We start from the raw sequence: 21,608 nt of genomic DNA, 5'->3' as shown, positions 1-21,608 counted from the left end.
CCCGGATAAGCGATGTTATATGCCATAAACGGTCTCTCTTCACGTCAGCTCCGCGATCCGGGAGACGCCCACATAGATTTCGGAAATCTTGTACCAGGTGGGATAGTCTGTGATCCCGGTCTGTGGAAGGCCGAAGACGCTCTGGAATTTCCTCACCGCCTCTGCCGTGGCAGGGCCGTAGATGCCGTCTGCACCCAGCTTCGGGAGGGCCGGATAGGCCCCGGCGATGACGTTCAGCTGCTCCTGCAGCTGGCGCACCTTGGCTCCCGAGGAGCCCTCCTCCAGATTGTAGCCCGGCCAGGAGGAGGGGATGCCGGAGATGGCCTCGGCTGTGTTGATGTACATGTCGTCCCCGTAGTAGTAGCGGAGGATCTCGATGGGCGTATAGCCCTGGTCCCCCAGGGACTTGGATCCCCACTGCGTCATCCAGTTCGGGCACTGGACCTGACGGCCGTCGCAGTACTGGGTCAGGATGGGCTGGCGCACATTGGGGCGTGAGAGATAATCTGCGAATAGCTCATCCACGATGACGGAGATGGTGTCGTACACATTTCTCTCGGGGATCCATTTGTGGTCAAAGGCCGTGGAGGAGGTGATGGTGAAATCATAGCCCTGGTTCCTGTACCATTCCGTGTACACCCGGTTCAGGGTGAAGGACATAATGGCCAGCACGTTGGCCCGGATGGTGTTGGCGGGCCAGGTGGCGTAGATTTCGCTGGAGGCCACGTTCTTGATGTAATCCTTGTATTTTACATAGTAATTCCGGGCTGTGCTGTCCCTGGGGCTGCCGTCGTGGACCACGATGTACTCCGGCACCACCACCCGGCTCAGAACGATCTCTCCGGTCTCATTTACCGGCTTGATTTCATCCTCCGGTATTTTGGGAGGATAGTTCCCGTAGAGAGTGTGGGCGGGGATCACAAAGCGCTCCTCCCGGCTGTCTGTGGAGTCGGAGGGGCGCATCCTTATGTTCTGGATGGCAGTCACATCTCCCAGGATCTCGGCCCCTGCTATGCTGATCGTCTCAAATCCCGGGGCGCTGGCAAGGATGGTGTACTCGGAGTAGGGCTGCTCATCGGAATCTACATCCAGGCTGTACTCCACGGGCGGCGCGTCCAGCTCCAGTGTCTCGGTCTGGCCGGAGCTGTCGGTGGAAGTCTCCTCCAGTATGTTGTCAGGGATGCCGGTGTAGGAGATGCGGATGTCGGCTCCGGAGACCGGATACCCGTTTATTTCTGAGGTGACGTTGATTTTCAGTTTTCCTATGGAAGAAGGCATAGTTAACCTCCCGGGCGCAATGTTTTGTCACTGTCAGTATATGAGGGAAAATTCAGATTGTGAAAAAACGAAAATTTTCATATACTATATTTGGATACGCAAAAAATGCCGGCCTGACCGGCTTATGAAAAATACAGCGGGAGTTCTGCCATATGAATAGAAGAAAAAAGAAAAGAGGATGGGGGCTGCTCTGCCTGCTCCTGGCGGCTGTGGCCGGGGCGGTTCTTTTTGGCTGCGGGGACAGCATTGCCGCCCTTTTAAGGGCGCGGCAGGGCAAAGTCATGGAGACGGCGGCCCTGGAGGAGCCGGCCCCGGAGGACGGCGGGCAGGCGCAGGCCGAAGAGGGAGAAACTGGAGAGGGAGAAGGCGGTGAGGCGTCCGGGGAAACTGCCGGGACAGAAAAATACTATTTTCAGCAGCTGAATGAGAAGGAGAAGGAGGTCTACGGGAAGATACGGGACGGACTTCTGGACTTTCAGGAGGAGATAGAGCTGGATGACGCATCCACAGAGGAGATCGACCGTCTGTACGGCCTGGTCATGAAGGACTATCCGGAACTATTCTGGTGCGACGGGGCCGGCAGCGTGGTGACAAGCAGCGCCTCCTTTGGCCTTTCCGGCAGCAGCGCCTCTCTGCGGCCGGAGTACAACTGCACGGAGGAGGAAAAGGAGGAGCGCCGGAGACAGATCGAGGAGGAGGCGGCCAGATGCCTGGCAGGGATAGACAGCCAGGCAGGAGATTATGAGAAAATCCTGTACGTGTACGAGTATGTGATCCGCGGCGTGGAGTACGACCTGACGGCGGAGGACAATCAGAATATTTACAGCGTGTTTGTTGGAAAGCGGTCTGTGTGCGCCGGCTACGCCAAGGCTGTGCAGTACCTGCTGGAGCGTCTGGGCGTGTTCTGCACCTATGTCAGCGGTACAGCCGTCTCCCAGTCAGGGGAAGGCGGCCATGCCTGGAACCTGGTCAGGTGCCAGGATCAGTACTGCTATGTGGACGCCACCTGGGGCGACCCGGTCTACCGGCAGGAGGAGAACCCGGAGATTGCCTACGACTACATGTGCTGCGACGACACACAGCTTTTTCAGACCCACACGCCGGACAGCGACCAGGAGCTCCCGGCCTGCAATACTATGGCTTACAATTACTATGTGGTGAACGGCATGTACTATGAAAACTATGATCCGGAGACCATCCTGCAGGCAATGAACCGGTCCATCGCGGCGGGGGAGGAACGAACCGTGCTGAAATTTTCCGGGCCTGAGGTCTACCGGCAGGCCCGGGAGGAGGTGCTGACAGACCTGGCTGACCGGGCGGCCAGAAACCTGGCGCACCTGTACGGTATCGGCACGGTGCGGTACTCCTACCGGGACGATGAAAGCCTTGACAAGATCACGATGTACTGGGAGTACGAATAAAATCTATTTTATCGGTTGAAAATTGTCCTAATTTGTAGTATAATCTATACAATTTGTGGAGACATGATTTGTCGCTGGGGGAGAAATGTTAAAAGGCAGTTGTGCTTGCACATACTGCCTTTTATTTCGCCCGGAAATATGGAGCGCGCTCTGGCTGGCAGAACAATCTTCGCATTTTACATGAAAACATTTTGAAGGGAAAAGGTGAATAAATGAAAGCGTTTCTTATTTTGGAAGACGGAACCGTCTTTACGGGAACCAGCATCGGATCCACGAAAGACATGATAAGTGAAATTGTATTTAATACCTCCATGACAGGCTACCTGGAGGTGCTGACTGACCCTTCTTACGCAGGACAGGCCGTAGTTATGACCTATCCATTGATTGGAAATTACGGAATTACACCGGACATGGAGTCAAAGAAAGCATGGCCGGACGGTTACATCGTAAGAGAATTATCGAGGATGCCCAGCAACTTCCGCTGTGAGGGAACCATCCAGGACTTCTTAAAGGAGCAGGATATTCCGGGAATTGCAGGCATCGACACCCGCGCCCTCACCAAGATCCTGAGGGAAAAGGGAACTATGAACGGAATGATCACCACCAACGAGAATTATGACCTGGATGAAATCCTTCCGAAGCTCCACGCGTACACAGTGGGCGACGTAGTCTCCAAGGTGACATGCCAGGAGCCCTATGTTCTGGAGGGAAATGGACCGAAGGTGGCCCTGATGGATTTCGGCGCGAAGAACAACATCGCAAAATCTCTGAATAAGAGAGGCTGCCAGGTGACCATCTACCCGGCGGACACGACTGCTGAGGAGATCATCGCCTCCAGGCCGGACGGCATCATGCTCTCCAACGGCCCGGGAGACCCGGAGACCTGCACGGAGATCATCGCTCAGATCAAAAAGCTCTACGAGACAGACATCCCCATCTTTGCCATCTGCCTGGGACACCAGCTCATGGCCCTGGCAAACGGAGCAAAGACATACAAGCTGAAATACGGACACAGGGGAGGCAACCATCCGGTGAAGGATCTGACCAACAACCGGGTATACATCTCTTCCCAGAACCACGGATACGCAGTGGACGCCTCCACCATTGACCCGGCCATCGCGAAGGAGGCCTTTGTCAATGTCAATGACGGCACGAACGAGGGACTTTCCTATATCGGAAAGAACATTTTTACCGTGCAGTTCCATCCGGAGGCATGCCCGGGACCACAGGACTCAGGGTATCTGTTTGACAGGTTTATGGATATGATGAAAGGAGCAAACTAATGCCTAGAAATAAAGATATTAAAAAAGTACTGGTTATCGGTTCCGGTCCGATCGTCATCGGTCAGGCGGCAGAATTTGACTATGCGGGAACACAGGCATGCCGTTCCCTGAAGGAGGAGGGACTGGAGGTTGTCCTTCTCAATTCCAACCCTGCCACCATCATGACGGACAAGGATATCGCGGACCGCGTCTACATTGAGCCTCTGACAGTGGAAGTGGTAGAGCAGCTCATCCTGAAGGAGAAGCCGGACAGCGTCCTTCCCACCCTGGGCGGACAGGCGGCCCTGAACCTGGCCATGGAGCTGGAGGAGAACGGCTTCCTGAAGAGGAACAACGTGCGCCTCATCGGAACCACATCCGAGACCATCAAGAAGGCGGAGGACCGTCTGGAGTTCAAGACTACCATGGAGAAGATCGGCGAGCCAGTGGCTGCCTCTCTCGTGGTGGAAAATGTGGAGGACGGTATCAAGTTCGCGGAGAAGATTGGCTACCCGGTTGTCTTGCGCCCTGCCTACACGCTGGGCGGCAGCGGCGGCGGTATCGCCCACGACAGAGAGCAGCTTGTGGAGATCCTGGAAAACGGCCTGCGTCTCTCCCGCGTGGGGCAGGTGCTTGTAGAGCGCTGCATCGCGGGATGGAAGGAGATCGAGTACGAGGTAATGCGGGATAGCAACGGCAACTGCATTACTGTATGTAATATGGAAAATATCGACCCGGTAGGCGTGCACACAGGAGACAGTATCGTCGTGGCGCCCTCCCAGACGCTGGGGGACAAGGAGTACCAGATGCTCCGTACCTCCGCCCTGAACATCATCAGCGAGCTGAACATTACCGGAGGCTGCAACGTGCAGTACGCTCTGAAACCGGACAGCTTTGAGTACTGCGTTATCGAGGTAAATCCCCGTGTGAGCCGTTCTTCCGCCCTGGCCTCCAAGGCCACAGGCTACCCCATCGCCAAGGTGGCGGCCAAGATTGCTCTTGGCTACACACTGGACGAGATCAAGAACGCGGTCACACAGAAGACATACGCAAGCTTCGAGCCAATGCTTGACTACTGCGTTGTAAAGATGCCCAGATTGCCATTTGACAAATTTATCAGCGCCAAGAGAACGCTGACTACACAGATGAAGGCCACAGGAGAGGTCATGAGCATCTGTGACAACTTTGAGGGAGCCCTCATGAAGGCCATCCGCTCTCTGGAGCAGCATGTGGACAGCCTTATGTCCTACGACTTCACAGCCCTCACAAGAGAGGAGATCCTGGAGAAGCTGGAGATCGTGGATGACCGCCGCATCTGGATGATCGCGGAGGCACTGAGAAAGGGCATCTCTTACGACGAGATCTACAGCATCACAAAGATCGATAAATGGTTCATCGACAAGATCGCCCGTCTGGTGGAGATGGAGCAGACGCTGAAGACAAAGCCCCTGTCCGCCGAGATCTTAAAAGAGGCAAAGAGGATGGAGTTCCCGGACAACGTGATCGCGGATCTGACCGGTAACACGGAGAGGCAGATCCATGACATGCGCCACGAGTACGGCATCACTGCCTCCTACAAGATGGTTGATACCTGCGCGGCTGAGTTTGCGGCAGCCACACCTTACTATTACTCTGTATACGGAAGTGAAAATGAGGTGGAGGAGACAAGCGGCCGCAAGAAGGTTCTTGTCCTTGGCTCCGGCCCCATCCGCATCGGACAGGGTATTGAGTTTGACTTCTGCTCTGTGCACTGTACATGGGCCTTCTCCAAGGAGGGATATGAGACCATCATCGTGAACAACAACCCGGAGACGGTAAGTACAGATTTTGACATTGCGGACAAGCTGTATTTTGAGCCCCTCACACCGGAGGATGTGGAGAGCATCGTGGATCTGGAGAAGCCGGACGGCGCTGTCGTGCAGTTCGGAGGCCAGACAGCTATCAAGCTGACCGAGTCTCTCATGAAGATGGGCGTGCCCATCCTTGGTACATCCGCGGAGGACGTGGACGCGGCAGAGGACAGGGAGCTCTTTGACGAGATCCTGGAGAAATGCGGTATTCCCCGTCCTACAGGAGGAACGGTCTTTACAGCCGAGGAGGCAAAAGAGGTGGCGAACCGTCTGGGCTATCCTGTGCTTGTGCGCCCCTCCTACGTGCTGGGAGGACAGGGCATGCAGATTGCCATTAACGACCATGATATAGATGAATTTATCGGTATTATCAACCGGATCGCCCAGGATCACCCCATCCTGGTAGACAAGTACCTGCAGGGCAAGGAGATCGAGGTGGATGCTGTCTGCGACGGCGAGGACATCCTGATCCCGGGTATCATGGAGCACATTGAGAGAGCGGGTATCCACTCCGGAGACAGTATCTCCGTCTACCCGGCCCAGAGCATTTCCGAGAAGACAAAGAAGACCATTGAGGAGTATACAAAGAAGCTGGCTCAGTCTCTCCACGTGATCGGACTGATCAACATCCAGTTCATCGTGTGCGGGGAGGACGTGTACGTGATCGAGGTCAACCCCAGATCCAGCCGTACCGTTCCCTACATCAGCAAGGTGACAGGCATCCCCATCGTGCCGCTGGCCACAAAGGTGATCATCGGACACAAGCTGAAGGATCTGGGCTACACGCCGGGACTGCAAAAAGAGGCGGACTACTTTGCCATCAAGATGCCGGTGTTCTCCTTTGAGAAGATCCGGGGCGCGGACATCAGTCTTGGACCTGAGATGAAGTCCACAGGCGAGTGCCTTGGCATTGCCAAGACCTTTGACGAGGCCCTCTACAAGGCCTTCCTGGGAGCTGGCATCAAGCTGCCGAAGCACAAGAACATGATCATCACCGTCCGGGATGAGGACAAGCCGGAGGCTGTGGAGATCGGCCGCCGCTTTGAGAAGATCGGCTACAAGATTTTCGCCACAAGGAGCACAGCCGAGGCCCTGCAGGCCGGCGGCGTGAAGGCGGTTCCTGTGAACAAGATCGAGCAGGAGTCACCCAACCTTATGGACCTGATCCTGGGACACAAGATCGACCTGATCATCGACACACCGCCCCAGGGAGCGGACAGGGCCAGGGATGGCTTTGTGATCCGCAGGAACGCCATCGAGACCGGCGTCAACGTGCTGACAGCCATCGACACGGCAGAGGCTCTCATCACCAGTCTGGAGAATACAGATATCAAGAAGCTGACCCTTATCGACATCGCAAAGATCTAAGGCGAAAGAGATAAGAAAGGAAGAAATAAAAACGGACAGGAAGCCCTTTCCTGTCTGTTTTTTTGTGGTACAATGGAAAAGCGAAAAGGAGGATGACAGCATGTACCGTATTATGATCGTGGAGGACGACAGCACCATCGCGGAGGCGCTGAAGAGACATCTGGAGGGCTGGGATTATGAGACAGTGATCGCGGAGGACTTTAAGAATATCATGGCAGAATTTACCAGAGTGGAGCCGGATCTTGTGCTCCTGGACATCGGCCTTCCCTTTTACAACGGGTTTTACTGGTGCACCCAGATCCGGCAGGTGTCGGATGTGCCGATCATTTTTATCTCCTCTGCCAGCGACAATATGAATATTGTCATGGCCATGAACATGGGAGGGGATGAGTTTATCGAGAAGCCCTTTGACCTGCATGTGGTCACTGCCAAGGTGCAGGCGCTCCTTCGGCGGACCTACTCCTACCGGGGCAGCGCAAGCCTTATGGAGTACAAAGGCTGTATCCTCAATCTGGCGGACGCCACAGTCACCTACCAGGACAGGAAGACAGACCTGACGAAAAATGAGTTTAAGATTTTCCAGTGCCTTCTGGAAAATGCGGGAAAGATCGTGACGAGAGACGAGATCATCGCAAGGCTGTGGGAGAGCGACGCGTTTATCGATGAGAACACGCTGACAGTCAACGTGGCAAGGCTCAGGAAGAAGCTGGCCCAGATCGGCCTGGAGGAGGCTGTCGTGACAAAGAAAGGCATCGGGTACATGGTGGAGGCATGAAGACATTTGGATACTATTTGAAGGAAATAAGAAAGCCCCTGGCCGTCTATGCCGGGACTGTGCTCATTTTTGCCCTCGTAGGCTACCTCTATGAGGTGACGCGGGACGCCGTGGGCTATGCCCTGCTCCTGTCGGCGGTCATCCTTCTGGTGTGCACGGCCGTGGATTTTGTCCGCTATCTGAAGAGAGAAAGGCAGATAGAGGAGATACGGAGAAATCTACCCTATGCGGATCCCATGCTGCCGGGGGCGGATACTCTGGCGGAGCGGGAGTACCAGGAAATGCTGACAGAGCTTTTAAGGCGGAGGAGCGAGGAGAGAAACGACGCTGCGGAGAGGCGGCAGGAGAGTGTGGACTACTACAGCCTGTGGGGCCACCAGATCAAGACGCCCATAGCGGCCATGCGCCTCCTTCTCCAGGAGGAGGAGAGGGAGCGGCAGGGGAAGGACAGCTTTTTAAGGGAGATGGACAAGGAGCTGTTCCGGACAGAGCAGTATGTGGAGATGGTCATGACCTATCTGCGGATCGGGGACATTTCCCGGGATATGGTGCTCTCCTGGTATCCCCTGGACGACATGATCCGCCAGGCGGTGAGAAAATATTCCAGGCTCTTTATCATTCAGAAGCTGAAGCTGGACTTTAAGGAGACGGACAGCCTGGTGCTGACGGATGAGAAGTGGCTTGTGTTTGTCATCGAGCAGATATTGTCCAACGCCCTGAAGTACACGAAGAAAGGGACTGTCTCCATCTATGCCCAGAAAGAAGGCCCCAGCCAGATCGCCCTTGTCATAGCGGACACAGGCATCGGCATTGCCCAGGAGGACCTGCCCCGGGTCTTTGAGCGGGGATTTACCGGATACAACGGGAGGGAGTACAAGAAGTCCACGGGCATTGGCCTCTATCTTTGCAGGAGAGTGATGGACCGGCTGGGACACGGGATGCGGATCCAGTCTGCGCCGGGAGAGGGGACGAAGGTCTTTCTGGACCTGGGGAGAAAGCCTGTGGAGGCAGAATAAAAGAAGAGAGAGGAGAACACCAATGAAGATACAGAGACTGACGACAAAGAAGGAAAAGGGCTATTCGGCTCCGGACATCCAGGAGGCCATAGACCGGCTGGGGCGCCTGGAAGACCTCTATGAGGCCCTCTATGCGGAGCAGGACAGGATCACTGCGGATATGGAGCGCCTCTCCCAGGCCGGGCGGACAAAGAGCGCCACCTACCGGCAGCTCTTTGCCAGCAAGATGAACGTGACCAATCTCATCTCCAGGATGGAGATCTACATGTGAAGGAGGCGGCTGGTGTATGAGATGATCATTATATAACTAAAAAGTTGACATCTAACATTTTAAAAGTTAATATAATGTTATTATGATAAAAACAGCTGGGAGTGTATGAGGTTATGGAATATATAGAAAGGCTTCTCAGGATAAAAGTGAGATATCGTCCATGGCAGTATAAGGGAGAACTGCCCTACTATCTGTTAGAGCGGTATGAATTCCGAAAGGTCCTTCTTGACCGTGTGGCGGCTGTTTTTTTGTATCCGAAGGGAGAACTCGATCAGATGGCCTCTGTCAGGAAACAGATTGCAAGGATACAGAAAGCGGAAAATCTGCCAGTTGTTATTGTTATGGATAAGATGAGCCGAAACCAGAGAGAGTACCTGATAGCTTCAGGAATTCCGTTTGTTGTTCCGGATAAACAGCTATACCTTCCCTTTATGGGGATTGTGCTGCAGGAAAAATTTGATGCAGCTCCACTTCCGATTGAGAAACTGCAGCCCTCTGCCCAGGTATTGTTTTTTTACTATTTATATCAGAATACGGAACGGATCTATGCAAATGCGTTCATGAAAACAGCGGAGTGCTCAGGGATGACATTGACAAGGGCAGTCCGTCAGTTAGAACAGACCGGTCTGTTCGATACAGAAAAGGACGGAACCCGGATCGTATTAAGGGGGAAATTTACAGGGAGAATACTGTTTGAAAAAATGCGGCCTTATCTGATCTCACCAGTGAGAAAGGTTGTGTATGTGCACAGGGGGGAGGCATGTCTCAGAAATGCAAGTGTTGCGGGGCTGTCCGCTTTGGCGGAAAAGAGTATGATAAGCCCGCCTGATGTGGAGAGCTATGCAGTATATGGAAGAGGAGCCCGGCTCAAGGGTACGGAGAGACTGATGGATGCATCGGTTCAGGCAGAGGTTGAATTATGGAAATATGATCCGCAAATTCTCGGGAACAACGGAACGGTGGATACATTATCGCTGGCAATGAGCCTTGTGGGCCGGACAGATGAACGGGTGGAAGAGGCGCTGGAGGATATGATGGAAGAAATGTGGGGGGAACAGGATGGTTAAGGGATTTCAGAGTTTTGCCAGGTGGTTTCAGGGGTATGAAAAGGAATATGCGATCATCGGAGGAACGGCGTGCGATCTCCTGATGTCAGCAGAAGGTCTGGCTTTTAGAGCGACAAAGGATATTGATCTGGTTTTGATCCTTGAAGCTCTTACACCGGAATTTGGAGAGAGGTTCTGGCAGTATATTGTGCAGGCGGGATATGAGCATAGGAATAAAAGCACCGGAGAGCCACAATTCTATCGTTTTGCCCATCCAAAAAGCAGGGAATATCCGTTTATGATCGAATTGTTTACAAGACGTACTGAAAAAATCCGGCTTCCGGACGAAGCAGTTTTGACTCCGCTGCCCTTAGAGGGAGATGTGTCCAGTCTCTCCGCAATTCTGTTAGACGACAATTATTATGAGCTGCTGCGCGGAGGAAGAACAGAGGCAGAGGGTGTGACAGTTTTAGATGCAGGTCATCTGATCCTTTTTAAGGCCAAGGCATGGCTGGACCTGTCTGCCCGAAGAGAGGCGGGCGAAACTGTGGACAGCAGGCATCTGCGGAAGCATAAGAATGATATTTTCCGCTTGTCTGCCTTGTTAGGACCGGCAACGAGGATCAGTGTCAGTCCGCAGGTCTTATCTGATATACAGTCCTTTATCGCTGCAATGGACGGAGAAACCGTAGATGAGAAGCAGCTGGGGCTTGTAAGGACGAAAGAAAATATTTTGCAGCAGCTAAGTGATACATATACCGTGGAGGAGAAAAGAGAATAAAAGCCATATTACAAAGGCGGCAGATACCCCAGGCGGATGGCCTTTGTGACCGCCTCCACAGAGGAGGAGACGGAGAGCTTCTCAAATATATGCTGCAGATGGTTGGATACCGTCCGCTCGCTTACTTGTAAGCGGCGGGCGATTTCTTTTCTCTTTACCCCCTGGGCGGTGAGAAGGAGCACGTCCTTTTCCGCCTTTGTGAGGGGCTCGTAGAAGAGAAGCTCCGGCTCCCTGTCCCCGGAGGGGCAGAGAAAGACAGAGCGCCCCTCCCGGCCGGCCCGGTAGACATCCTTAAGGAGGGTGAGCAGCGTCTCCGGCTGCGCGTCCTTGCTGACAAAGCCCATTGCCCCCATGCGGCGGGCCTCCTGCCGGTAGACGGGAAGGTCGTAGCCGGACAGGATGACGATGGGAAGGCTGGGGAAGCGGGAGAGGATCTGCCCTGTCAGGGTCAGGCCGTCCAGAGCGGCGCCTCTGCCCAGGTTGATATCCACAAGGAGGATGTCCGGCAGGTGGTCCTCAAGCTCCCGCTCCAGGGCGCCTGGGTCTGCCGCCCAGCGGAACTCTTCGATAAGAGGACTCTCCTGCAGGGCCAGCTCCAGGCTCCTGGCAAAGAGGATATGGTCGTCAATGAATAAAACTTTCATAGGAAATCTCTCCTTTCACAGGCAGGGTGATGGTGATCCGGGTGCCGCCCGGTGCCGGAAATGAACAGGGGGACTCAAGGGTAAACTTCCCGCCCAGCGCCTCCACCTGGGCTTTGATGGCCCCCAGGCCCCCGTGCCCCGTCCTGGGGGTAAGGGCGGAGGCGGGCATACCTCTGCCGTTGTCGGAGACGGTCAGAGTGATCTCTTCACCGTTCCCGGACAGAAAGAGGCGGCAGCTGTCGGCCTGGGCGTATTTCTGCACATTGGTGCACAGCTCCCTCGCAAAGCGAAGGACAGCGTGGCTGTAGGGCTCCGGCAGGAAGGCAGTCTCCTGGCAGTCCACCTGGAACTGACAGCCGGACGCCGGGAAGGCTCTCTGAATGTCCTCCACCGCAAGACGCAGGTTCTCCCCGGCCGAGAGGGAGGGGAGGACGGAGGGGGAGAGGCGCTCCATCTCCCTTCGGATGGAGACGGTCAGGTCGGACAGGGTGCGGGACAGGAGGGCGTGCACCTCCCGGTCGCCGGATCTTGGCAGCAGGTGCCCTGCCGCCAGGATGTCCTGCAGGATCTGGTCGTGAAGGTAGGAGGAAAAAGACAGTCTCAGCTTTTCCTCCTGCACCAGGAGGGCAAAGGCGGGATCCCGGGGATGCCTCTCCCTTTCCAGAAACTGTAAAAGGCTCAGCACCTGCCACAGGAGCAGAAAGCAGCACAGGAGGATGAGCAGGGTCAAAGCCGGGATGCCAGAGCTGAGGAGCAGGCCAAGGAGGAGGCAGGCAAGGGCGGCAAGGAGGAATCTGGCAGGCAGACCCAGAGCGGGCCGTAGGGAGGAAGGGTCTGCGGCCATAGCCTCATCAATGATGCTGTGGACGCTGAAAAAGGCTGCCAGGGAAAAGAGCAGCGCCCCGCTGTTTCCCAGATAGGCGCTCTGCCGGAAAAAGAAGAGAACGTAGGCAAGGGCCGGGAGCACCACAAGCAGGAGGGACAGGAGAAACTGCTTTTTCTGGCTTTTGAGCACAAAGGCCACCCGCTTCCGATACCGGAAAAGGAGCAGGCAGAGGACTCCCCCAGACAGGAGAAACTGCATCAGATAGAGCAAAAAGAAGGCTCTCCTGGAAAAGGGCAGGGCAAGGCAGGCGAGGAGGCAAAGGAGCGCCGGCAAGGCCAGCAGACGCCTGTCCCCCGCCGCCAGGGAGTTCTGGAGGAGGAAGATGGCAAGGAAGCAGACGGACAGGCAGGTGCAAAGGGGCAGCAGGATAAGAGCTGCCCGCTGGAGGAAAGAGGGCAGAGGGATATAAATGGAGAGGAGCTGCCAGGCGTGGGCGGCAAGAAGGAGGGAAAACAGGATGAGGATCCGGTTTCCCCGTGTGTTCCGGCAGGTGATATAGACCCCGTCTGCCAGGAACAGGGCTGTCACCAGGCAGGCAAGGAGGCTGCCCCTCTCAAAGGCAAAGCCCCGGAGAGACAGGCAGAGGAGGCAGCCAAGAAAGGTAGCCAGGTGGAGGGCGGACAGGCCTAGCAGTGCCGGGTAGAGCCTGGCCCTTGGGACCAGGATGTGTTTTGCGTGTATCATACAGGATGTCTCCTTTGTTTTTACGTATTTCTTCTACTATAGCACGCCGGCTCTCTAAAATCCACAGATCCGGCAGCAGGCCCGCCTTGTGATGAGAAAGTAGAGGACGTAGAGGCAGGTAAAGGCGGCGAAGGCCAGGAGGATGGGCAGGAGGGAGAGAAGGCCCTCTCCCAGTATGTCATCCAGCAGGGCATACCGGTAGGCCGCCAGGGCAAAGCAGGCGTGCAGGAGGCCCAGAGCATAGGGGAGCAGGTAAAAAATCCCCAGCTGCCGGGAGATGACCTTTTTCATCTGCCCGGCGCTGTAGCCCATCCTGCCGAGGATCACATAGTCTCTTCTGTGGGAGCGGATGAGGGAGAGGCTCTGGAAGTAGAGCATGCTTCCTACCGCAATGATCAGCAGGAGAGAGACAAAGGTGATGAGGAGAAAGGTGGAGCTGTTGGCCGAGGTGATTTGATTTGCGCGGCTCCAGGCGGAGGTCAGCCACTTGTTGCCCGGGAGCGCTCCTCTTACCGCATCCCAGGCCGCCTGGCTGTCCCGCAGGCCGGAGCCGTTGATGCTGACCACGGTAAAGCGGTCCTGGCAGGCGGCGGACAGTCGGTCAAACAGGGAGTCGGAGATGACAAGGTTGCCGACGGTGTTGGAGAAGCCGATGGGGTTGGCGATGCTGGCGGCAAGGACCTTCACCTGGCTCGTCTGGTTCGCCTGGCTTGTCTGGTCCGCCCCATTTTCGCCTGCGCCTGCGCCGGCTGTCAGCTCGTAGACGGAGCCTGTGTCCGTGTCCCGGGAGGAGGGCCTGTATTTCAGGAGGATGCAGGTCTGGTCCGTGAGAGAGGGCAGGTCCTCTGTCAGGTTCTCCCGCCCCTGCAGGGCCAGGAGGGAGCGCCAGTCTGACTCCCGGATCAGCTCAAAGCCGGGGGAGCGGCCCTGGTCCTGGCTCAGGGTGTACTCCTCCGGAAGGTGGGAGGAGGCGGCGGTCACCTGCAGGATCTCCGTCCGGCTGAGGGTGTAATTTCCCTTTCCAAGTGTCTGGTCCAGCGCTTTTTCCACCTCCCCGTCCAGCGCAGCGTCGGTGGAGCGGTACTCGATGGCAGAGGGGATGATGCGCTTAAGGGCAGCCACCGGATACCAGACGGAGAGGGTGGTGGAGCCGAAGACAGCCAGTGTGCCTGCCACGAGGAGAGTGAGGAAGCACAAGGAGCCGGCGCTGCTCCGTATCCGGTGGAGAAATTCCGGGATGACGATGACCGGCACCGGGCGGTACAGTCTCTCCGGCCTTCTGCGAAGAGAGTGGAAGGCCCAGGGCAGGAGGCAGAAGACAAGGAGAAAGGTGCCCGACACTGCCAGGAGGACGGTGAGAAGAGCCATGGGGGAGAAGCCCACTGTGTACCAGAGGGAGGATCTGCCCCGGGTGTTGTCCAGCGCCAGGAGCCATCCTGCGATCAGAAGGAGAAGGCCGGCCGCTCCCGCCGCCGGATGGAGACGCAGAGGCTTTTCGGCCCTGGCTTCCATCTGCACCAGAAGGAGGAGGCTGCTCCGGGCCAGAAGAACCGCGTTGGAGAGAAGGAGGGAGACAAAGGCAGCAGCCAGAAAGAGGAGGGACAAAAGGGCGGCCCGGCCGTCTATGAGGGGCACGGCCCTCCAGTCTATATTAAGTCCCAGAAACCGGGTGATGGCCGCTGTCAGTCCTTTGTGGAGGAGTCCCCCTGCCGGGAGGGCGGCGGCAAAGCTGCCCAGGCAGACAAAGGCGTTTTCCAGGGAGAGAAGGAGGAGGACAGAAGCCCGCCTCCATCCCAGCAGGCTGTAGATGCCCAGCTCCCGCATGCGGCCGGACAGGAAGAACCGGTTGGCGAAAAAGAGGTAGAACACCACAAAGGCTGTGATGAACACGCCCACCACCTGGCACATGGTCTCCACCCGCCCGTCGGAGGAGATTTTCTCCAGGATGATCCTGTTCCTGGAAAAGGACAGGAAGGTAAAAAAGATGGTGAGTATAAAAAATACGGAGCCAAAATACAGTGCGTAAGAGGAAAAGCTGTGTCTTACATTTTTCCATGCTATTTTCAGGTACATAGGTCTATCTCCCTTCATCCATTTTTTCTGCCTGTTTTGTGATACGGCGGTAGAAGGCCTGCCGGCTGTCCCCCTCCTTTTGCAGCTGGGCGGTGATCTGTCCGTCCTTAAAGTAGAGGATGCGGTCCGTGTAGCTGGCGGCGTAGGGGTCGTGGGTCACCATCAGGATGGTGGAGCCGGTGGAGCGCCTGACCGAGGACAGGGCTTTAAGGAGCTCTGTGGAGGAGGCGGAGTCCAGGGCCCCGGTGGGCTCGTCGGCGAAGATAAGAGGCGGACGGCGCACCAGCGCCCGGGCCGCAGCCGCCCTCTGTCTCTGGCCGCCTGAGAGCTCTCCGGGATACTTGGAGAGCTGGGAGGCAATGCCGAAGAGTTCCGCAAAGTGCAGGACCTTTGCCTTGATATGCCCGGCGGGCTCGTGAAGGAGCGTCAGGGGAACCGCGATGTTCTCCTCAATGGTCAGGCTGTCCAGGAGAAAATACTCCTGAAAGATAAAGCCCAGATACTTTTTCCGGAAGTCGGCCGCTTTTTTGGGAGACAGGCCGGGGATGGAAATTCCCCGGAACCGGATGTCCCCGGAGGTGGGCCGGTCGATGGTGGAGAGGACATTCAACAGAGTCGTCTTCCCCGACCCGGAGGCTCCCATGATACCCAGGAATTCCCCCTTTTCCACAGTGAGGGAGACCCGGTCAAGCCCCGGCTTTGTCTGATTTTTGTAGAGCTTTGTCACATCCTTTGCAGTGAGCAGATTTTCCATGATACAGTTTCCTCCTTTATGATGTAGATAGTTGTCATTGTGATCAGCGCCATTTAGGACGGGAGTCGTTATGGCATGCTCCTATCCTAGCAGAGGGGGCCTAAGGAGGCATGAGTAAAAAGCGCAGGGACGGGAGGAAAATCCTTACATTTTTGTAAGGAGGAGGCGGGCGCTGTGATGACCATGGTATAATATATTGACTACGGCAAAACAGGAGGCGGAGAAGAGCATGGACAGACTATTTCTTTTGGAGGACGACAGAAGTCTGATAGACGGACTTAAGTATTCCCTTGAGAAAAACGGATTTCGGCTCACCGTGGCCCGCACGGTGGGGGAGGCCATGGAAAGGCTGGAGCGGACGGAGGACTATGACCTTCTGCTCCTGGATGTATCCCTTCCCGACGGGACCGGGTTTGACGTGTGCCGGCAGGTGAGGGCGCAAGACGCAGGCATCCCCATCATCTTCCTCACGGCGGCTGACGAGGAGACCAACGTGATCCGGGGGCTGGACGGGGGCGGGGACGACTACATCACAAAGCCCTTCCGCTTAGGGGAGCTGTGCTCCCGCATCCGGGCACAGCTTCGGCGCAGCGGCCGGCCCCAGGAGAGGGAGAGAAAGGAGCTGCGCTCCGACGGCCTTTTCATAGACCTTCTGGCAGGCCGGGCCTACATGGAGGACAGGATGCTGGAGCTGACGGCGGCAGAGTACCGGCTCCTCTGTCTTCTCGTGGAAAATGAGGGCCGGGTGCTGACAAGGAACCGGATTTTGGACGCCCTGTGGGATGGAAACGGGAGCTTTGTGGACGACAACACCCTGTCCGTCTATGTGCGCCGGCTGCGGGAAAAGCTAGAGGAGGATCCGTCGGCTCCGGCCCACCTTCTGACAGTGCGGGGCAGAGGCTATGAGTGGAAGGGACAGAGGAGGGGATAAAAGATGAGAGAGATTTTGGAGGAGAGACAGACGAGGAGATACCTGGCATTTATCCTCCTTCTGGCGGCGGCCATGGTGGCGGCGGCCTGCCTCCTTGGATGGAGGCAGACAGATCAGATGAGGGCCCTCTATTTCCAGTGGGAGGGCAGGGTCAGCTCCGGTCTCCTCGGGGAGGGGGTGGAGCCTGGGGTCATTGCCAGAGCCTTTGCCGGGACAGAGGTGACAGCAGAAGGAGAGAGGTTCCTTTTGCAGGCGGGCTACACGGAGGAGTCTACGCCCCTCTGGCTTTTGCCGGACCTCTATGAGGCGGGGCTGAGACAGGTGGGAGGACAGACCGCTATATTTGGCGGGCTGGCTATCCTGCTGCTGGCAGGGACCCTTCTCTTCCTGGGACGGAGACAGCGGCTCTATGAGAGGGCGGCGGAGGTGATGGGAGAGTACGCAGGGGGAAATTTCTCCCGTCATCTGCCGAGAAATGAGCGGGGGACTCTGTTCCGGATGTTCGCCTCCGCGGAGCAGCTTGCCACGGCGCTGCAGGCCAGGAGCCAGGCCAGGCAGGCGGAAAAGGAGATGATGAAGGAGACCCTGTCCGACATCTCCCACCAGCTGAAAACCCCGCTGTCCGCTCTTTTCATGTACATGGAGATCATGGAGGGAGAGCCGGAGGAGCCCTCCGTGGTGCGGGAGTTTTCCGGGAAGGCCCTGAAGGCACTGGAGCGGATACAGGAGCTCATCCAGACGCTCTTAAAGGTGGCCCGGCTGGACGCAGGGGCGGTGGCCTTTGAGAAGGAGGACTGGCCTGTGGGCCGGCTTGCCGGGGAGGCGGCGGAGCAGCTCCTTGACAGGGCCCGCAAGGAAGAAAAGCAGCTCCTCCTCCAGGGGGAGGAACGCTCCCATCTGGTCTGTGACAGGTCCTGGATGCGGGAGGCCCTCTCCAACCTCATAAAAAATGCCCTGGACCACACGGACCCGGGCGGCATCATCCGGGTGCGGTGGGAGGAGTCCCCGGCCATGCTGCGGATCTTCGTGGAGGACAACGGCCACGGCATACCGCCGGAGGACATCCATTTTATCTTCCGGCGCTTCTACAGGAGCAGCCGCTCCTCTGACAGGGAGGGGTGCGGGCTTGGGCTTCCCCTGGCAAAGTCTGTCATAGAGGGGCAGGGAGGCGTGATACAGGTGGAGAGCCGGCCCGGCCGGGGGAGCCGGTTTATCATCTCCTTTCCGGGCTTTGGGACAGAGGCCGCGTCCGGCGGGCAGGTGACGAAACTGTAAGCTCATATTCATCTGGCTGTAAGGCTAAGGGAGTAGGATATCTACTGTAAAAGGAAGGAGCCGGCCTGGCCGGCGCCGGATAAGGAGGACAAAGACAATGGAACTTTTACGTGTAGAAAATCTCAGCAAGACATACGGGAAGGGGGAAGCGGCGGTCCGGGCCCTGCGGGACGTCTCCTTTTCCATAGAACGGGGGGAGTTCGCCGCCGTGGTGGGAGAGTCCGGCTCTGGCAAGAGCACCCTTCTGAACTGCATCGGCGGGCTGGACGCTCCCACAGGGGGAAAGGTGTACCTGGACGGGGAGGACCTTTTCTCCATGTCGGAAAACAAACGGACCATCTTCCGCAGGCAGAACATCGGGTTCATCTTCCAGTCCTTCCATCTCATCGAGGAGCTGGATGTGGAGCAGAACATTATTTTTCCCCTGCTTTTGGACTACCGGAAGCCAAAGAAGGGGCAGTTGGAGGAGCTCCTGGAGCTGCTGGGGCTCACAGAGAGGCGTCACCATCTGCCGGGGCAGCTCTCCGGCGGGCAGCAGCAGAGGGTGGCCATCGGCCGGGCCCTGATCATGCGCCCCATGCTTGTGCTGGCAGATGAGCCAACAGGCAATCTGGACTCTAGGAGCAGCCGGGACGTGATGGATCTTCTCTGCAAGGCGTCCCGGCATTACCAGCAGACCGTCCTCATGATCACCCACAATATGAACCTGACCGCCTCTGTGGACCGGGTCATGCAGGTGTCGGACGGAGTCCTCACAGAGATGGGAGGTGTGAGGCGATGAAGAGCTATCTGGACCTGGTGAAAATTTCCGGAAGGGTGCACAAAAAGCAGAGCCTCATGACAAGGATCTGCATTTTCCTGGCCGTGTTTCTCGTGGCCGCCATCTTCAGCATGGCGGATATGGAGATCCGGGCCCAGCGGATTTCCACAGTGAAGAGCGACGGGGCCTGGCATGCGGTCTTCAGGGGACTGACCCGGGAGCAGCAGGAGCTGATCGCCGCAAGGCCCGAGGTGGAGGAGAGCTCCTGGTATGGAGCCACCAACTACCGGGTGGACATGGGCTATCAGATCCAGGGGACAGAGACCGTCATCTGTGGATTTGACAGGGAGTTTCTGGACCTTTACCCCTCTGTAGAGATAAAAGAGGGGAGCTTCCCGGAGGGTACCAAGGACGAGGTCGTGCTGACGGAGACCGCCGCCGACAGGCTGGGCATCGATGTTGGGGACAAGGTGACGTTGGATACCCCGGAGGGAGAGGCGCTCACCTTTACTGTGTCGGGCATCACGGGGGACACTTCCTCCATTTTGCAGCAGGGCGTCTACGGCATGTTCACGGACCGGGAGATTTACCAGAAGTATTTTATGAAGGACACCCAGGAGCTGGACGGGGAGTTCTACGTGTCCTTCACGCCCTGGTGCGATATCCAGGAGAAGATTGGGGAAATCAGGGACGCCTACTCCTTAAGTGACGAGCAGGTGGGGCAGAACGCGAAGCTCCTTGCCCTTATGCTGCAGAGCAGCGATCCCTACATCTTCCAGCTCTACGGGACGGCGGCGCTGCTGGCGCTCCTCGTTGTCCTGGCAGGGGTGCTGATGATATCGGGGAGCCTCAGCAGCAACATTGCCAGGAGAACCGGATTTTTCGGCATGCTCCGGTGCCTGGGAGCCCAGAAGAGGCAGATCGTCCGGTTTGTGCGCCGGGAGGCCCTCGGCTGGTGTGTGACTGCCATTCCTCTGGGCGTGCTGGCAGGGGTTCTTGTCACCTGGGCTCTGTGCGCGCTGCTGCGGTATGTGAGCGACAGATTTTTCGGAGATATGCCGGTCTTTGGTGTCAGCCTGCCGGGGATAGCGGCGGGTGCGGTAATCGGCCTTGTCACAGTGCTGCTGGCTGCCAGGGCGCCGGCGAGAAAGGCCTCCAAGGCCTCCCCTCTTGCGGCGGTGTCGGGGAACACAGGGGAGATCACCAGGGTCAGACGAGCGGCCAGGACAAGATTTTTCCACGTGGACACAGTGCTTGGCATCCACCACGCAAAGGGAAAGGAGCGGAACTTCATCCTGCTGTCCGCCTCCTTTGCCTTCAGCATCCTGCTCTTTTTGTCCTTCAGCACGGCGGTGGATTTTATGCACCACGCCCTGGTGCCCCTGCGGCCCTACACCCCGGACGTGTCGGTGGTGAGCGCAGATGAGACCTGCTCCATCCCGAAAAATCTGGCCCGGGAGCTTGGGGAAAAGGACTATGTAAAGCGGGTCTACGGAAGGAGCTTTGCCTATGAGCTGCCGGCCCGGATCGGCGAGAGGGCGGGCAGCATCAACCTTATCTCCCTGGAGGAGAACCAGCTTGGCTGGGCCGGGGAGGGCGTTATAAAGGGGGATATAGAGAGCGTGAAAAAGGGAGACGGCGTGATGGGCGTCTACGTCAGCGAGGACGAGGGCCTTAAGCTGGGGGATGTGATCACCCTGGAGACCTCCTACGGCGTGCAGAAGCTGCCTGTCACGGCCCTCACCTCCTTCTCCATCGTGGGAACCCAGCAGGGGGTGGAGAATGTCTACTGCAGCGAGGCCCTTTTTAGCCAGCTCACAGGTCAGGACGGCTACACCATCATCGACGTGCAGCTTGCGGGAAACGCCACGGAGGGGGACGTGGAGGAAATCCGCAGCCTGGTCGGAGAAGGGACGACCTTCTCGGACCGGCGCATGGACAACGGCGAGGTGAGAGGAGTCTGGTACTCCATGGTCATCTTTGTGTACGGCTTTCTGACGGTCATTGCCCTCATCTCCATGTTCAACATCATCAACAGCATTGGCATGAGCGTGGAGGCCAGGATGAAGCAGTACGGGGCCATGCGGGCCATCGGCATGAGCAGCGGACAGCTCATTAAGATGGTGGCGGCGGAGGCGGTCACCTATGTGCTCTCGGGCATGCTCCTTGGCTGTGCTGTGGGTCTGCCCCTCCACAGGCTGCTCTACCAGTCCATGATCACCTCCCGCTGGGGAGATGAGTGGCAGATACCGGGAACAGCCCTTGCCGTGATACTGGCGGTGATGGCCCTCTCCGCAGTGCTGGCAGTGTGGGGCCCTGCAAGGCGGATCAGGAACATGTCCGTGGTGGACACCATCAGCGCTCTTTAGAAAAAAGTGCGGGGATGGGATTTTGTAAAAAGAGGCGTTTGTAAGCTGCCGTACAGCCTTTGCGCTGTACTACAGGGGTAACTTGCGAACGCCTCTTCTTTGCCCGTTTTTTTAATTCTGGCAGAGAGAAGGAACATAGTCAGGATGTGAAAAACAGAAAAAAA

General features: G+C 57.0%; 17 protein-coding genes. 12 read left to right on the top strand and 5 right to left on the bottom strand.

Features of this window, described 5'->3' with window-relative positions; genetic code table 11:
- Positions 1-39: 39 nt before the first annotated feature.
- On the bottom strand, positions 40-1,278 hold the full coding sequence (locus tag NI21_RS0101155; protein ID WP_033124415.1) for a peptidoglycan-binding protein: 1,239 nt from the start codon (positions 1,276-1,278) through the stop codon (positions 40-42).
- A 152-nt stretch (positions 1,279-1,430) separates the two neighbouring features.
- Here NI21_RS0101155 and NI21_RS0101150 point away from each other — a divergent pair, with 152 nt between their 5' ends.
- The 8 genes from NI21_RS0101150 to NI21_RS0101115 all read left to right on the top strand — a co-directional run bounded on the left by NI21_RS0101150 (position 1,431) and on the right by NI21_RS0101115 (position 11,068).
- The gene (locus tag NI21_RS0101150) at positions 1,431-2,699 is read left to right on the top strand and encodes a transglutaminase domain-containing protein (RefSeq protein WP_033124414.1); all 1,269 of its coding nucleotides are present in this window, start codon (positions 1,431-1,433) and stop codon (positions 2,697-2,699) included.
- A 212-nt stretch (positions 2,700-2,911) separates the two neighbouring features.
- On the top strand, positions 2,912-3,982 hold the full coding sequence (locus NI21_RS0101145) for a carbamoyl phosphate synthase small subunit (protein WP_033124413.1): 1,071 nt from the start codon (positions 2,912-2,914) through the stop codon (positions 3,980-3,982).
- Positions 3,982-7,179: a carbamoyl-phosphate synthase large subunit gene (carB, locus tag NI21_RS0101140; protein WP_033124412.1), complete on the top strand. Its 3,198-nt coding sequence runs from the start codon at positions 3,982-3,984 to the stop codon at positions 7,177-7,179. Before NI21_RS0101145 ends, carB begins: the two co-directional genes overlap by 1 nt.
- A gap of 100 nt (positions 7,180-7,279) precedes the next feature.
- Complete coding sequence (locus NI21_RS0101135; RefSeq protein ID WP_033124411.1) at positions 7,280-7,954, top strand: response regulator transcription factor; 675 nt, start codon at positions 7,280-7,282, stop codon at positions 7,952-7,954.
- Positions 7,951-8,970, top strand: a complete 1,020-nt coding sequence (locus tag NI21_RS0101130; RefSeq protein WP_033124410.1) for a sensor histidine kinase — start codon at positions 7,951-7,953, stop codon at positions 8,968-8,970. The genes NI21_RS0101135 and NI21_RS0101130 overlap by 4 nt, the downstream gene beginning before the upstream one ends.
- A gap of 22 nt (positions 8,971-8,992) precedes the next feature.
- A complete protein-coding gene (locus NI21_RS0101125; RefSeq protein WP_033124409.1) occupies positions 8,993-9,241 on the top strand; it encodes a hypothetical protein in 249 nt (82 codons plus the stop codon).
- Positions 9,242-9,354: 113 nt separating this feature from the next.
- A complete protein-coding gene (locus tag NI21_RS0101120; RefSeq protein WP_033124408.1) occupies positions 9,355-10,308 on the top strand; it encodes a hypothetical protein in 954 nt (317 codons plus the stop codon).
- A complete protein-coding gene (locus NI21_RS0101115; protein WP_033124407.1) occupies positions 10,301-11,068 on the top strand; it encodes a hypothetical protein in 768 nt (255 codons plus the stop codon). The genes NI21_RS0101120 and NI21_RS0101115 overlap by 8 nt, the downstream gene beginning before the upstream one ends.
- Positions 11,069-11,076: 8 nt before the next feature.
- Here the strand turns inward: NI21_RS0101115 and NI21_RS0101110 are convergent, their stop codons facing one another.
- From NI21_RS0101110 to NI21_RS0101095, 4 genes are read right to left on the bottom strand one after another with little or no spacing between them, the layout of a single operon-like run.
- Positions 11,077-11,712 (bottom strand): response regulator, encoded by a 636-nt coding sequence (locus tag NI21_RS0101110; protein WP_033124406.1) that lies wholly within the window; start codon positions 11,710-11,712, stop codon positions 11,077-11,079.
- Positions 11,693-13,282: a sensor histidine kinase gene (locus NI21_RS16670; RefSeq protein WP_033124405.1), complete on the bottom strand. Its 1,590-nt coding sequence runs from the start codon at positions 13,280-13,282 to the stop codon at positions 11,693-11,695. Before NI21_RS16670 ends, NI21_RS0101110 begins: the two co-directional genes overlap by 20 nt.
- Before the next feature lie 54 nt (positions 13,283-13,336).
- The gene (locus tag NI21_RS0101100) at positions 13,337-15,355 is read right to left on the bottom strand and encodes an ABC transporter permease (RefSeq protein ID WP_033124404.1); all 2,019 of its coding nucleotides are present in this window, start codon (positions 15,353-15,355) and stop codon (positions 13,337-13,339) included.
- A 4-nt stretch (positions 15,356-15,359) separates the two neighbouring features.
- A complete protein-coding gene (locus NI21_RS0101095; RefSeq protein ID WP_033124403.1) occupies positions 15,360-16,109 on the bottom strand; it encodes an ABC transporter ATP-binding protein in 750 nt (249 codons plus the stop codon).
- Positions 16,110-16,338: 229 nt separating this feature from the next.
- Here NI21_RS0101095 and NI21_RS0101090 point away from each other — a divergent pair, with 229 nt between their 5' ends.
- The 4 genes from NI21_RS0101090 (at position 16,339) to NI21_RS0101075 (ending at position 21,444) form a co-directional block, all read left to right on the top strand.
- Entirely contained in the window at positions 16,339-17,040 is a 702-nt protein-coding gene (locus NI21_RS0101090) for a response regulator transcription factor (protein WP_033124464.1), read from the top strand.
- 3 nt (positions 17,041-17,043) lie between these two features.
- Entirely contained in the window at positions 17,044-18,315 is a 1,272-nt protein-coding gene (locus tag NI21_RS0101085; protein ID WP_052083751.1) for a sensor histidine kinase KdpD, read from the top strand.
- 97 nt (positions 18,316-18,412) lie between these two features.
- The gene (locus tag NI21_RS0101080) at positions 18,413-19,096 is read left to right on the top strand and encodes an ABC transporter ATP-binding protein (RefSeq protein ID WP_033124402.1); all 684 of its coding nucleotides are present in this window, start codon (positions 18,413-18,415) and stop codon (positions 19,094-19,096) included.
- Entirely contained in the window at positions 19,093-21,444 is a 2,352-nt protein-coding gene (locus NI21_RS0101075; protein ID WP_033124401.1) for an ABC transporter permease, read from the top strand. The genes NI21_RS0101080 and NI21_RS0101075 overlap by 4 nt, the downstream gene beginning before the upstream one ends.
- The last annotated feature ends 164 nt before the right edge of the window (positions 21,445-21,608 follow it).

It is taken from the genome of Eubacterium sp. ER2, assembly GCF_000765215.1.
GTDB lineage: Bacteria > Bacillota > Clostridia > Lachnospirales > Lachnospiraceae > Claveliimonas > Claveliimonas intestinigallinarum.
This window is presented reverse-complemented; position numbering and strand designations above follow the sequence as displayed.